Source organism: Bradyrhizobium sp. AZCC 1678 (genome assembly GCF_036924765.1).
Taxonomy (GTDB): domain Bacteria; phylum Pseudomonadota; class Alphaproteobacteria; order Rhizobiales; family Xanthobacteraceae; genus Bradyrhizobium; species Bradyrhizobium algeriense.
This window is the reverse complement of the sequence record NZ_JAZHSE010000001.1, coordinates 2536164-2549054: the sequence shown is the minus strand read 5'-3', so window position 1 is coordinate 2549054 and position 12891 is coordinate 2536164. Positions and strand designations below refer to the sequence as shown.

Genomic DNA, 12891 nt, shown 5'->3' with positions numbered 1-12891 from the left:
CGCCTCGCGCAAGGCTGCGGCGGCCGCGTCGGGCTACTTGGATCGGGCGACCGTCGTACCGTCCCAATCTTCACCGGCGGGATTTTCGAGCTGCTGCCGGCAGCGTTCGATCATCGCCGATGACGCAGCATCGTTACGGATTTCCAGCACGCTCTCGAACGCAGCGATCGCGGCCTTGAAATCACGCGCGCGGAAGGCGGCGAGGCCGGATTCATACGAGGCCACCCAGTCGGGGGCGCCGCCGAACTCACCGGCCATGCCCAATAATTCATAGATCTGCAGTCCGCCGGCGCGGCCATAGACCGCCAGCCGGTCGAGTTCGCGAACCACGATGCTTTTCCCCGCCAGCCGGCGCGTTTCGGGGCCGATGATGATCGTGGAGCCGTACGCCTTGTTGGTGCTCTCCAGCCGGCTCGCAATATTCACGGCATCGCCGATCACGGTGTAATTCAGCCGGACTTCCGATCCGATATTGCCGACCAGCATGTCGCCGGAATTGATGCCGATGCGAATCTTGACGCTCTCGCCGTGGTCGTCGACGAGGCCGGCCTCTTCCACCGCGTGCCGGCATGCCAGGGCCGCCCGGCAGCAATCGACGGCATGATCGGGATTGGGCGCCGGCGCGCCCCAGAACGCCATCACGGCATCGCCGATGAATTTGTCGATGGTGCCGTTCTGGTTTTGAATCTGCACCGAGACGCTGTCGAAATAGCGCGACAGCAGCGGAATGATGCGGTCGCCGAGACGCTCCGACATGCCAGTAAAGCCGGCGAGATCGATGAACATCACGCTCATCGGCCGTATCGCACCACCGAGGCGCGCACCATTGCCGTCGCTGATCAGCCGCCTCACCAGGTCGGCCGGAATGTATTTACGGAACGCGGCAAGCCCCTGCGCCATGTCGCCGATGGCGCCTGAAAGATTCCCGATCTCGGTCAGCCGCGACGGATGCCGCTGCACCTTGTCGAGATCAAAACGCTCGACATGCCTGATCTCGTTGACCACCTTGATCAGCGGCGCGGCGATCAGGCGCTGGGCGAGCCATGCCGACAAGAGCCCGGCGAAAACGATCAACACCGCCAGCCCGATCAGCAAATTCCGGATCGTCATCTGCACCGGTCCGAGAAATTCCGATTCCGGCACCACCGTCACCAGCGACCAGCCCGGAAACGAAATCGGCGTCAGCACCGCCTGATAGGCCTTGCCGTCGCGAACCACCTTGGTGTTGAACGGCTGCCCTTCACCCGGTTCGTAAGCACTGGCGTTCTGTATCGCCTCGACCGCGATGGGAAACAGCGGATGATCGGTTTTCAGCGCCACCGCCTCGTTGGCGTTCGGATCGGGTGAGGCCACCACCTTGCCGTTCCGCTCGAGGATGAAGGCGCCGGCGGATTTCCCGACCGTGAGCTGCGACAGGAAATTCGACACCCGCGTCAGTTCGATGATGATGGCGATGACGCCGGCCGGCTTCTTATCGATGTCGAGAGGGGCCGAAAAAGCCGCTGCCAGCCGTTCGCCGCGCGGATGCGTCGTCAGCGTCGACCAGTATTCATCGTTGGTCTCTTTGGCGACCCGAAACCATTCTTGCTCTGTCACGGAATAGTCGGTTTCTTCGAACCAGCCGGCCTTGAGCCGAAGATCGTTGCCGACGAATTCGTAGCGATTGATGCGCATGTTGCGGTCGGGCGCGATCTCCAGCATTTCGATCACACCGTCGCCGGCCTTGTGGCCGGCAAAGAACGATCCATCCGGCCATCCGAACGCCACCCAGGAGATGGTCGGCTGCGACAGCAATTGCGACCGGAAAACGACTTCGCGTTTTCGGGCATCGCGCGGATCGAACACTTTTTCGGCGAGTAGCGTTCGCACCGCCATCATCGACGAGCGCGCCTCCGTCGTGACCGATTGCAGTTCGTCACCCACTGCCGAAACGATCTGGTCGTTGATGGTGTTGGCCAGCGTCTGGCTCACCTGATGGGCGGTGCGCCACCACAACAGATGCACGCCCACCGCGCTGACGACGATGGACGTCAGCACGAGGGCGGAAATGGCGGTGCGGATGCCGAGGCGCATGCAGGGTCCTGTTTCGCGGGGCCGTTATGGGCCTTACGCGACAATACCAGCGTCTGTTTCAGCCGCGAGGCAATTTCGGCACCCCGGACACGCCTCTGTGACCGAACGTGAGCCGTAATGGCGACGAAACTTATCGATTGTCTGTTCCGTACCAGCCAGTACGGCGCTATGCCTTATGGCAATTCTCGAAGGTCATGCAATGCACGATGTTTCCATCCCGGCGGCCCTGATTGCCGGTCTCGTCAGCTTCCTGTCCCCCTGCGTGCTGCCGCTGGTGCCGCCCTATCTGATCTATCTCACCGGCGCGACCATCGAACATGTCGCCAATGAGGAGACCGCGAAGACCTCCAGGCGGGCGGTCATGGCTTCGGCGCTGATGTTCGTGCTGGGCTTTTCCACCGTCTTCGTGGCGCTCGGCGCCAGCGCTTCCCTGATCGGCGGCCTGATCCGCGCCTGGTCGGCAGAACTCTCGATCCTGGCCGGCATCGTGATCATCATCATGGGCCTGCATTTCCTCGGCCTGACCCGGATCGGGCTGTTGATGCGCGAGGGACGGATGACGATGCCGAAGCCGGTCGGCCTGTGGGGCGCCTATGCCATGGGCCTCGCCTTCGCCTTCGGCTGGACGCCCTGCATCGGCCCCATTCTGGCAGCGATCCTGTCGATCGCAGCCGCTGAGGCCACCGTCACCAAGGGCGCCGGCCTGCTCGCGGTCTATTCCGCCGGGCTCGGAATTCCGTTCCTGCTGGCAGCCTTCATGATCGAGCAGTTCTCCTCGCTGTTCGCGCGGATGAAGCGGCACCTCGGCAAGGTCGAGCATGCCATGGGCATCCTGATGGTGATCACCGGCATCGGCTTCCTGACCGGTTCCGTCACCAGCATCAGCATCTGGCTGCTGGAGACTTTCCCCGCACTGCAAAATTTCGGTTAGACGCCGTAACAAGCGGCCGGGCCATTACGAAATTCCTGTCAGGACCAGATCGCGGCACTCGCGGCCGTGGCTTTTTGCGCGCACTGGATTGAAAGAAGCCGCAGGTTGCGGCATCGCCAATAATCAAAGGGGGGTTCGCATGTATTTCATCGTCAATCTGCTCATCCTGCTGCCCGCGCAAATCGCATCGTATTTTTCCTGGGCCGGGCCGCTGATCATGCGGATCATCGTCGGCTACACTTTCATGCTGTCCGGCTGGGGCAAGCTCACCCATCTTGAGCAGGTGACCGAGAATTTTGTCGGCTGGGGCATTCCATTCCCGAACATCCTCACCCCCTTCGTAGCCGGCGTCGAATTCTTCGGCGGCACCATGCTGATCCTCGGCCTGTTCACGCGAATCCCGGCCGCGATGCTGGCGGTGGTCATGGTCGTTGCCATCAAGGCGGCGAAATGGGGCGACGTCGATTCGCTGGAGACGCTGCTCGGCTTCGAGGAGGCAGTCTACTTCGCCGGCTTCATGTGGTTGGCGATCTGCGGTCCCGGCGCCGTGTCACTGGACCGGCTGCTGGTGAATGCGGCCGGCCGCAGTGAGAAATCGACCTGATCTCACAATGCTGTGACAGCGCCCGAAAAGCTGAGCCCGGATTTCGCCTGCCGCGTAGCTGGCGAAACGCCAGCGTTTCCGGGAGCCGTCATGAAACTCGTCCGCCTTGCCGCCTTCGCCCTCGCAGCCTTTGCCGCGTCTCCGTCGTTCGCTTCGGACGGGCCGAAATGGAGTGAATGGAGCGACGATCTGTTCGCCCGCGCGCAGGCCGAGCAGCGCTTCGTCATCCTCGATCTCGAGGCGGTGTGGTGCCACTGGTGCCATGTCATGGAGAAGACGACCTACGCCAATCCCGAGGTCAGGGAATTGCTCGCCGCGAAATATCTGCCGGTGCAGGTCGATCAGGACGCCAACCCGGATCTGTCGAGCCGCTATGGTGACTGGGGCTGGCCGGCGACCATCGTGTTCGGCCCCGACGGCACCGAGATCGCCAAGATCAGGGGCTATATCGAGCCGGAGCGGATGCAGGCGCTTCTCAAGGCGATCATCGACGATCCCTCACCCGGACCGTCGGTCGGCGAAGCCTTTGAGGTGAAGCCGTCGACCTCGGCCTTCCTCGACAAGGCGCAGCGCGCCGCGTTGACGAAGAATGTCGACGAATCCTACGAGGAAAAACTCGGCGGCTGGGGCGAGAACCAGAAATTCATCGACGCCGACAGCATGGATCTTGCGATCACCCGCGCCGAGGCCGGCGACGCCGTGGCAATCAAGCGCGTCCGGCAGACCCTGGATGCCGCTATTGCGCTGATCGATCCGGTGTGGGGCGGCGTGTACCAGTATTCCGAAGGCGGCTCCTGGACCCGCGCGCATTTCGAAAAGATCATGTCGTTCCAGGCGCAATATCTCCGGCAGTATAGCCAGGCCTATGCGCTGTGGAAGGATCCGAAATATCTGGCCGCCGCACGCAACATCGAACGCTATCTCGCGGCGTTTCTGACGAGCCCTGACGGTGCATTCTATGTCAGCCAGGACGCCGATCTCGATCACGATACCGATGGGCACAAATATTACGCGCTGCCGGACGGCGAGCGCCGCAAACTGGGCATGCCGCGCATCGACAAGAATTTATACGCGCGCGAAAATGGCTGGGCCATTTCAGGACTTGCCGCGTACTACAACGTCACCAATGATCCCAAGGTGCTGGCGGTCGCGGAACGCGCTGCGAAATGGGTGATCGACAACCGCGCGCTGCCGGATGGCGGTTTCCGTCATGGCGGGAAGGATCGCGGTGGACCATTTCTGGGCGATACGCTCTTGATGGGGCAGGCCTTCCTCGATCTCTATGCCGCCACAGGAAACCGCGACTGGCTCACCGCCGCCGCCAAGGCCGGCGATTTCGTCGCGACCTTCCGGGATGAGGCCGGCGGCTTCGTGACCTCGAAGACCGCGGAAGGCAAGACCGGCGTGCTCGCAAAACCCGCCAAGCTGATCGACGACCAGGTGCAGGTCGCAAGGTTCATGAACCTGCTCAACCGCTACTTCGGCAATGAGTTCTATCGCGAGCAGGCCGCGCACGCGATGCGCTATCTCGCCAGCGCCGCGGCCGGAATGATGCGTCCCGTACCCGGCGTCCTGCTCGCCGACGAAGAGCTCGCGGTCGAGCCCACCCACATGACAATCGTCGGACACAAGGACGACCCCCGCGCGAAAAGCTTGCACGCACTCGCCCGCGCGCTGCCGGCCCGCTACAAGCGGCTGGAGTGGCTCGATCTGCGCGAGGGCAAGCTGCCCAACTCCGACGTCGAATATCCCGACCTTGGCGAACCCGCGGCGTTCGCCTGCAGCAACCGCATCTGTTCGTTTCCCTCCTTCAATGCCGAGGAGTTGCGGGCCACGGTTGCGCAGATGGCAAGGCTGAAACCTGTGCGTGGATAGCTTGATTGAATCTCGTTGTGCAATGCAACCGACCGCCGCATCCCGGCTAATCCGTTGAAGCGCTGCGCTTTCCGCACGGCGCACGTGCCGCGAAGGTCTCTGTCATGCGCAACGAAATACTTTGGAACCGCCGGGGTTAGATATGGGCGGGATGTCCAAATGAAAAAAAGAAAATTTTCTTTTGAAACTTTGTAACCAAATCGCCCGATGCCCCGTAGCTGGCTCTGGATGAGCACCAAGGTCACGGAGACCCACCGTTTACGGCAGGCCTCCGCGACCCGATTGCCATCCGTCACATCGCTTGCGTTGTGGGGTCCGTGATCGAGAGATCAACGGGTGTGCACGGCGTATTGTCTTCAAACAATCATCGAGGAGATCGTCATGAAGTTGAATTCCAAGTCCGGTGCGACGCTTGCCGCTGCCGCTGCCACCCTGTTCCTCGCCGGCTCGGTGGTGTCGACAGTGTCGACATCAGCGAACGCCGCCGCGGGCAAGTGCATGGCCGGCAACGCCTGCAAGGGCCAGAGCGCTTGCAAGGGCGGGGCCAATGCCTGCAAGGGCCAGAACGCCTGCAAGGGCACCGGCTTCTCGATGGCCTCCGAAAAGGAGTGCGCCGCCAAGGGTGCCAAGTTCGTCAAGGGTTGATCGGCGCACCAGGTGCGAGGGAGGGCTCGGCGCTGCTGCCGGGCCCTCGTTGTTTCGACCCGGCGGCTGAAATAAATTCGGCCCCGCGCGTAACCAGGGCCAGATCCACCGCGTAACTACCTTCGGGTGCCGTTTGTCGGCTGGAACTGTCGCGGCTTGCGGGCGATGCACCCTCTCACTTCTTTTGGAGGATACCCATGAAGATGACATCCAAGTCCGGCACCGCCATTGCCGCCGCCGCAGCCACCCTGTTCCTGGCGGGCGCCACCATGTCGAGCCCTACCTACGCAGCCGGCGAAGGCAAGTGCGTCGGCGCCAACGCCTGCAAGGGCCAGAGCGCATGCAAGGGCGGGGCAAATGCCTGCAAGGGCCAGAACGCCTGCAAGGGCCAGGGCTTCTCGGCCATGACCAAGGAAAAGTGCGACGCCGCCAAGGGCAAGTTCATGCCGTCCTAGCGGCGGTCCCATCGGGGCCCGGTGTAGGCCGGGCCTCGCATCCATGCTAGGTTGACGGCACAGTTTGGGACACGCATTGTATGGCGGTGCCGTTCGAGCGGAGACGAGATGAACGTCGCGAGCAGATTGCCAGACACTTCGGCGGCCGCGCTTGCAGACCGTCCGGCGACATCGGCCAAGCCGCCCTTCCTCGGTTTCGGGCTCGGCCTGCGCCACCAGCATTACGACGAAATCCTGGGCGGCAATCCGCCGATCGACTGGTTCGAGGTCATCAGCGAAAATTACATGCTGCCCGGCGGCCAACCGCTGCGCACGCTCGATCGCATTTGCGAACGCTATCCCGTGGTGATGCACGGCGTGTCGATGTCGATCGCCTCCACCGCGCCGCCGAATTTCGAATATCTGCAAGCCTTGAAGGATCTCGCCAAGCGCGTCGAACCGAAATGGGTGTCGGACCATCTGTGCTGGACCGGCGTCCACGGCAAGAACCTGCATGATCTCTTGCCGATTCCTTACACGAAGGAAGCGCTCGATCACGTCGTCAGCCGCGTCCAGCTGGTGCAGGACTTCCTCGGCCGCGCCATCGTGCTGGAGAATGTCTCGACCTACGTTCAGTTCAACAATTCCGAAATGACGGAGTGGGAATTCCTGTCCGAGTTGTCGCGACGCGCCGGATGCTGGCTGTTGTTCGACGTCAACAACGTCTATGTCAGCGCCTTCAACCACGGCTACGATCCCATGACCTTCCTCAATGGAATTCCGGCGGATCGCGTGGTGCAGTTTCACATGGCCGGCCACAGCCACATGGGCACCCATATCATCGACACCCACGACCACCCGGTGTGCGAGGATGTCTGGGAGCTCTATGCCGCAGCCCTGAAACGCTTTGGCCGGGTCTCGACCATGATCGAGCGCGACGACAACATTCCGCCGCTCGACGAACTGCTGATCGAGATTGCCAGGACCCGCGAGATGGCCGAAAAAATTCTGCCGGCAGGCAAGCAGACGGGATGAGCGACTTCGCGCGACAGCAGGCCGAGTTTCAGCGCGGCATCCTTGATGGCGACGAAAAGGTGCTGGCTGAAATTCTGGACAGCCCGCGGGAGAAGCGCGAGGTGCTGTTCGGCGTCTATCGCTATGCCTATGGCTCGCGGCTGGTCGAGGCCATGCGCAACGACCATGAGCTGCTGCATCTTTATCTCGGCGACGAGATGTTCGATGAGATGGGCCACGCTTACGTCAAGGCGCGCCCGTCCGGGCATCCGAACATGCGCTGGTTCTCGCAAGGCCTGCCGGCGTTCCTCAAATCGACCGCCCCCTACGCCGACCATCCCGAGCTGTCCGATCTCGCAGCCCTCGAAAAGGCGCTCAACGACGCCTTCGACGCCGCGGAAGGCAAGATCGTCGCGTTGACCGACATGGCGGGCTTTGCGCCCGAAGCATGGTCGGGCCTCCGATTCCGGCCGCATCCCACTGCATTCCGGCTCGACGTCGCGACCAATGCGGCTGCGATCTGGCTTGCGCTCAAAAACGACGAGGCGCCGCCGGACGCGACCGGGCTGGAGCAGCCCGCGCATCTCCTGATCTGGCGCCAGGACGTCACGCCGATGTTCCGCGAACTTTCGGCGGAGGAAGCGATGATGTGGGACGAGGCCGCGAACGGCATTCCGTTCGGCGTGCTCTGCGAAATGCTAGCTACCTATGACGATCCCGACAGCGCGGCGGGCCGCGGCGCGGGCTATCTGCACGGCTGGATCACGGCAGGACTTTTGACGGATGTTTCCGTCGGTTCATAAAGAGGGGCGCCCGGCGAATGGGAATAGACACCGATCGCCATTTCATCGAGCGCATGCATTGGGACGAAGTCGCGCAGCGCATCAATGATGGCGCGGTGGCCATATTGCCGATCGGCGCCGCGGCCAAGCAGCACGGCTTCCACCTCCCCCTCAATACCGACCGCATTCAGGCCGAATGGCTCGCCGGCCGGATGGCGGAAAAAATCGACGCGCTGATCTGGCCGACGCTGACCTATGGCCATTACCCCGCCTTCGTCGAATATGCCGGCAGCAGCAGCCTTTCGATTTCGACCTTCGAGGCGCTCGTGCGCGAGGTGGCGGGGCAGATTCTCGGCAGCGCATGCCCAAAGCTGCTCGTGCTCAATACCGGGATCAGCACGCTGGCGCCGGTCGACCGCGCCCTGGCGCGCCTCGCCAGCGAGCGGGTCAAGCATTTGTGGATCCACGAAGGTCCGCGCTATCCCCGCGTGGCCAGGCAATTGGCCGAGCAGAGCCACGGCAGCCATGCCGACGAACTGGAAACGTCGCTGATGCTGGCGTTGGCGCCGCACGTGGTCGACATGACGCGCGCCGAAGCCAGCCCTGAGCTGAAACAGGGGACGCCGGGCGCATTGACACCGTCGGACCCGAATTCACCGAACTACAGCCGCTCCGGCAGCTATGGCGATCCGACGCGGGCGACATTGGCCAAGGGCGAAGCCTTGCTCGCCGCCATGCTTGACGATCTCCACGAACAGGCCGCTGCCTTCATCGCGCAAGGCACCGAGCAGCACCGACCGGCCGTAGTGCAAAGCGTGCTGCGATGAAAGCCGCCGGCGCCTTTCGCTGGACCGTTGCCGCCGCTGTTCTCGCCGCAATGCTGGCAAGCGCCCTATCGTTCCGCGCCGACGCGCAATCGGAATATATGCGCGGCGACCGCATGCCCTACGATGCGTTCGACCGGCTGCCCAGGACCGATCTTGAAGTGCCTGGCGGCACCATCCATGTCGTGTTCGCGCCGGGCGACATCGCACTCCCCAGGGAAAAACTGCTCGGCTGGATCAGGATGTCGGCACGGGCCGTCACGACCTATTACGGGCGGTTTCCCGTCGCCTCGCTGCGGCTATTATTGGTGCCCGTCGATGGCGCGCGTATCCGCGGCGGCACGACATGGGGCTATCGCGGCGCCGCCATTCGCATTCCGCTCGGCCGCGATTCCACCGAGGATGTCTTGCAGCGCGACTGGGTAATGGTGCACGAGATGGTGCATACCGCCCTGCCCGACATGCCCGATCGCTACGCATGGCTGTCGGAGGGACTGGCCGTCTATGTCGAGCCGGTCGCGCGGGTGCAGGCCGGAGACCTTAACGAGCGGGAAATCTGGCAGGCGATGATGCGCGACATGCCGAAAGGTTTGCCGCAGGCCGGCGACCAGGGCCTCGACAACACGCCCACCTGGGGGCGCAGATACTGGGGCGGCGCGATGTTCTGCCTGCTGGCCGATATCGAAATCCGCAAAGCGACGAATAATCGCCGCGGGCTACAGGACGCGATGCGCGGCGTGCTTGCCGCCGGCGGTAGTCATGAGCAGGACTGGTCGATCGAGCGCATTCTCGCAGCCGCCGACAAGGCCGTCGGCGTCGACGTGCTGACCCGGCTCCACAACGAGATGGGACCGAAGCCGGTGACGCCAGACCTTGCTGCGCTGTGGCGCGACCTCGGATTGAAGCGGGTTGGCGAGGATCTCGAATTCGACGACGCCGCGCCGCTCGCAACGATCCGCAAGGCAATCACGGCGCCGCGGTCGAACGACTAAAGCGCGATGATTTAGTTAGGGCGTGAACTCATTAGCGGGTAAGCGCCACGTCGGTCACGGACGAAAAATCGATGCCGGCGGCCTCCAGTCGCAGGGCCAACCGCCCGGCCCGCGGCAAGTTCAAGTTCGGGTCCGTCCCTGCTGATTGCCTTACCTTTCGTGTACTTGGGTTGCCGTAACAGTCACTGTGCGGGCACGAGTGCCGGGGCGCCCTTGTCCTTGATCAAGAGCACCAGGAATTTCGCCGGCTGGGTGCCGCTTGCGTTCCGGTCGACGACATGAACATCGTCAGGGCCTTCATAGAAGGACTGTCCTGGTGTCAGTGTCACCTGTTGTCCACCCTTCAGCTGCATCACGACGGAGCCCTCCAGCACATAAACAAACGCATGTGCATTGTGTCGGTGGATAGCGCTCGACCCGCCGGGCGCATGCTCGACTGTGATCATCAGAGCTTCCCTGCCGGGATTCTCCGGAAAATCCTTAGACATGAGTGACGTGACCTTGGGCTCCTGTGCCGCCGCCGTGCCCGTCATGAGGCACAGAAGAACCAACGCAACGAGTTTGATCGTCATGGTCGCCTCCTTCGTTCGTTGCCCGGGACACGCTCGTGACGGACAGGGCGTACCTCCGATCGGGGTCAGGTTGCTGCCTGTGAGCGGCGGAACCATTCGTCGAAACCGATGCGGCCGAGGCGTGCTTCGCCCATCGGCACGAGCGAGTGCTCCTCGACCCGGCCGCCCCAGTATCGGGCCTCGGGATCGCTCACTACCTCACGCGGGTCGCCAACCGCCTTCAGATAACGGGCGACGATTTCGTTGAACGGCGCTCGTTCCGGGCCGGCGATCTCCACGATGCCGCTTCGCGGCGTCGCGAGTGCCACATCGGCAACGATGGCAGCAACGTCGTCTGCCGCGATCGGCTGGAACAGGATGGGCGGGAGCCTGACCAGGCTTCCGTCCGCACTTGAATCGGCGACGCCGCGGAGGAATTCCAGGAACTGGGTTGAGCGGACGATGGTGTATGGGATGCCGGAGGTCTCGATCAGTTTCTCTTGGGCGACCTTGGCGCGGAAATAGCCATTGTCTGTTCGGTCGATTGCGACGATGGAGAGCGCGACATGGTGTCGGACTCCGGCTGCGGCCTCCGCCGCGAGAAGGTTGCGGCCGGAGGTCTCGAAGAACTCCAGCACCGCCTTGTCTTCAAATGAGGGCGAATTGGCCAGGTCGATCACGACCTGCGCGCCGGCCAGGGCCTCTTTGAGCCCCTCGCCGGTGATGGTGTTGACGCCGCCGTTGGGCGAGGCGGCGAGGACTTCGTGGCCACCTTGGCGCAGAATGGCGACGGTCTTCGAGCCGATCAGGCCGGTGCCGCCGATCACGACGATCTTCATGGTTGACCTCCCTTGTCGATGACTGGAGATCCTGGATGATTGGAAGTCCTTAAATGAGTTCGAGAAGACGGTTCGAAAGCTACTGAGACAAAATGTTACCAGCATGACATGCCGCGCGCGGCTTCTCAGACGTCGTCGACTGGTCAGCACTACTGATTGATTTGTGGAGGCACCTGCATAGCTCATGCGGCGTCGGAAATGATTTGTCAGGCCCTAACGTAGAGCGAACACGACAACAACGAGCGCAATGGGCAGCAGCGCCCCGACTGTCAAAGCGAAGATATTGAACCAATCTCTGCTCATACAGAAAAATGCGCTCGACCAAATTTTGTTTCTGCGTCAACGCGCTATTAGATCGAGGTAATGCGTTCTCACTATCTCCGTCATCCCCGCGCAACGGCTTCGCCGTTGTCGCTGGAGGCGCGAGCGAAGCGAGCCTCGAAGGATGAGCGGCCCGAGCTGTGGCCGTCGCCCTTCGAGGGCCGCACTGCGCGCGGCCACCTCAGGGTGAACGCAATTGCGTTCATCCCGGGGTGACGGATCACGTTCAAGCCCAAGCGGAGTATCAGAACCGGTAGCTGGCGCCGACGCGCACGAGATGCATCTCGTTGCGGAATTCAGTGCGGGTGCGGTCCCGGCTGGACAGCGTGACGCTGCCATAATTAGCGTAGAGATATTCACCGCGCCCGACGAAATGCTTGGTGAAAGCATACTCGAAGCCGCCGCCCGCGATCAGCCCGGCCTTGACCTGTTCATCCCAGATAACCTGCTCTATGGTGTCACACCCCTTCTGAACGGTGTAGCGGTAGCCGTTGCCGATGCTGGCCACGCCGACACCGACTGCACCAAACGCCAGCAGGCGGTCGAACGCGTAGCCTGCGCGCAGGCGGGCGGAGCCGAATGCGCCGAAGCTCGACAGCAACGCGCTGTCGCCAAAGACGTGCTCGTCCCGTGACGACGTGGACTTGCCCCAATCGAGTTCGCCGCCGATCACAAAGCGGTTGGCGAATTGATAGTTGTAGCCGCCATAGACGCCGACGGCGAAGCCGCCGGCCTGCCCCTCCGCATGACGACAAGCACCATTTCGGCAGTAATCGGCCGCCCACGCGGCATACGCGCCACCGCCGTAAACGCCCGCATAGAACCCGGTCCAGTTGTATTGAGGCGAAGGCAGGTCCGGAATACGGATTTCGGCAGCCTTCGCCGCCGGACCTGCCAGTAAAAAGCCACAAGCGGCAACAATCCCCGAGGAAAGAAAACGCATCAACGCACCTCATCACGCACGCACACGCAACACATGTTGCGGAACCAAGCTGAAGAGGGAACT

13 protein-coding genes and 1 pseudogene are annotated in these 12891 nt (G+C 62.6%); 9 read left to right on the top strand and 5 right to left on the bottom strand.

Annotated features, from left to right (window positions below; translation table 11 throughout):
* Positions 1-33: 33 nt before the first annotated feature.
* The gene (locus tag V1294_RS12140; protein ID WP_334497319.1) at positions 34-2073 is read right to left on the bottom strand and encodes an adenylate/guanylate cyclase domain-containing protein; all 2040 of its coding nucleotides are present in this window, start codon (positions 2071-2073) and stop codon (positions 34-36) included.
* A 199-nt stretch (positions 2074-2272) separates the two neighbouring features.
* Between V1294_RS12140 and V1294_RS12135 the strand changes: the two genes are divergently transcribed.
* The 9 genes from V1294_RS12135 to V1294_RS12095 all read left to right on the top strand — a co-directional run bounded on the left by V1294_RS12135 (position 2273) and on the right by V1294_RS12095 (position 10174).
* A complete protein-coding gene (locus V1294_RS12135; RefSeq protein ID WP_334478005.1) occupies positions 2273-3004 on the top strand; it encodes a cytochrome c biogenesis CcdA family protein in 732 nt (243 codons plus the stop codon).
* 139 nt (positions 3005-3143) lie between these two features.
* The gene (locus V1294_RS12130) at positions 3144-3608 is read left to right on the top strand and encodes a DoxX family protein (protein ID WP_334497318.1); all 465 of its coding nucleotides are present in this window, start codon (positions 3144-3146) and stop codon (positions 3606-3608) included.
* Positions 3609-3698: 90 nt separating this feature from the next.
* Complete coding sequence (locus V1294_RS12125) at positions 3699-5483, top strand: thioredoxin domain-containing protein (protein ID WP_334497317.1); 1785 nt, start codon at positions 3699-3701, stop codon at positions 5481-5483.
* Positions 5484-5864: 381 nt separating this feature from the next.
* The gene (gene bufA2, locus V1294_RS12120) at positions 5865-6128 is read left to right on the top strand and encodes a BufA2 family periplasmic bufferin-type metallophore (protein ID WP_190241832.1); all 264 of its coding nucleotides are present in this window, start codon (positions 5865-5867) and stop codon (positions 6126-6128) included.
* A gap of 197 nt (positions 6129-6325) precedes the next feature.
* The gene (gene bufA2, locus V1294_RS12115; protein WP_244608308.1) at positions 6326-6583 is read left to right on the top strand and encodes a BufA2 family periplasmic bufferin-type metallophore; all 258 of its coding nucleotides are present in this window, start codon (positions 6326-6328) and stop codon (positions 6581-6583) included.
* Between the two features lie 108 nt (positions 6584-6691).
* A complete protein-coding gene (bufB, locus tag V1294_RS12110; protein ID WP_334497316.1) occupies positions 6692-7597 on the top strand; it encodes an MNIO family bufferin maturase in 906 nt (301 codons plus the stop codon).
* A complete protein-coding gene (locus tag V1294_RS12105; RefSeq protein WP_334497315.1) occupies positions 7594-8379 on the top strand; it encodes a DNA-binding domain-containing protein in 786 nt (261 codons plus the stop codon). The genes bufB and V1294_RS12105 overlap by 4 nt, the downstream gene beginning before the upstream one ends.
* A gap of 17 nt (positions 8380-8396) precedes the next feature.
* On the top strand, positions 8397-9185 hold the full coding sequence (locus V1294_RS12100) for a creatininase family protein (RefSeq protein WP_334497314.1): 789 nt from the start codon (positions 8397-8399) through the stop codon (positions 9183-9185).
* Positions 9182-10174, top strand: coding sequence for a hypothetical protein (locus V1294_RS12095; protein ID WP_334497313.1), 993 nt, complete (start codon positions 9182-9184; stop codon positions 10172-10174). The genes V1294_RS12100 and V1294_RS12095 overlap by 4 nt, the downstream gene beginning before the upstream one ends.
* Positions 10175-10211: 37 nt before the next feature.
* Here the strand turns inward: V1294_RS12095 and V1294_RS12090 are convergent.
* From V1294_RS12090 to V1294_RS12075, 4 genes and pseudogenes are all read right to left on the bottom strand, one after another.
* A pseudogene (locus V1294_RS12090) lies at positions 10212-10313 on the bottom strand (MBL fold metallo-hydrolase); the annotation flags it as partial.
* Between the two features lie 43 nt (positions 10314-10356).
* Entirely contained in the window at positions 10357-10746 is a 390-nt protein-coding gene (locus tag V1294_RS12085; protein WP_334497312.1) for a cupin domain-containing protein, read from the bottom strand.
* A gap of 65 nt (positions 10747-10811) precedes the next feature.
* Positions 10812-11564 carry an SDR family oxidoreductase gene (locus V1294_RS12080; protein WP_334497311.1) on the bottom strand — a complete coding sequence of 251 codons (753 nt, stop codon included), beginning with the start codon at positions 11562-11564 and terminating at the stop codon, positions 10812-10814.
* A 565-nt stretch (positions 11565-12129) separates the two neighbouring features.
* Positions 12130-12828, bottom strand: coding sequence for an outer membrane protein (locus V1294_RS12075; protein ID WP_334497310.1), 699 nt, complete (start codon positions 12826-12828; stop codon positions 12130-12132).
* Positions 12829-12891: the final 63 nt, after the last annotated feature.

Bases quoted from the DNA above. Each gene is read 5' to 3' on its own strand.
- V1294_RS12135 (WP_334478005.1), top strand. From the start codon at position 2,273: ATGCACGATGTTTCCATCCCGGCGGCCCTGATTGCCGGTCTCGTCAGC.
- V1294_RS12140 (WP_334497319.1), bottom strand. From the start codon at position 2,073: ATGCGCCTCGGCATCCGCACCGCCATTTCCGCCCTCGTGCTGACGTCC.
- V1294_RS12075 (WP_334497310.1), bottom strand. From the start codon at position 12,828: ATGCGTTTTCTTTCCTCGGGGATTGTTGCCGCTTGTGGCTTTTTACTG.
- V1294_RS12105 (WP_334497315.1), top strand. From the start codon at position 7,594: ATGAGCGACTTCGCGCGACAGCAGGCCGAGTTTCAGCGCGGCATCCTT.
- bufA2 (WP_244608308.1), top strand. From the start codon at position 6,326: ATGAAGATGACATCCAAGTCCGGCACCGCCATTGCCGCCGCCGCAGCC.
- bufA2 (WP_190241832.1), top strand. From the start codon at position 5,865: ATGAAGTTGAATTCCAAGTCCGGTGCGACGCTTGCCGCTGCCGCTGCC.
- V1294_RS12100 (WP_334497314.1), top strand. From the start codon at position 8,397: ATGGGAATAGACACCGATCGCCATTTCATCGAGCGCATGCATTGGGAC.
- bufB (WP_334497316.1), top strand. From the start codon at position 6,692: ATGAACGTCGCGAGCAGATTGCCAGACACTTCGGCGGCCGCGCTTGCA.
- V1294_RS12080 (WP_334497311.1), bottom strand. From the start codon at position 11,564: ATGAAGATCGTCGTGATCGGCGGCACCGGCCTGATCGGCTCGAAGACC.
- V1294_RS12085 (WP_334497312.1), bottom strand. From the start codon at position 10,746: ATGACGATCAAACTCGTTGCGTTGGTTCTTCTGTGCCTCATGACGGGC.
- V1294_RS12125 (WP_334497317.1), top strand. From the start codon at position 3,699: ATGAAACTCGTCCGCCTTGCCGCCTTCGCCCTCGCAGCCTTTGCCGCG.
- V1294_RS12130 (WP_334497318.1), top strand. From the start codon at position 3,144: ATGTATTTCATCGTCAATCTGCTCATCCTGCTGCCCGCGCAAATCGCA.
- V1294_RS12095 (WP_334497313.1), top strand. From the start codon at position 9,182: ATGAAAGCCGCCGGCGCCTTTCGCTGGACCGTTGCCGCCGCTGTTCTC.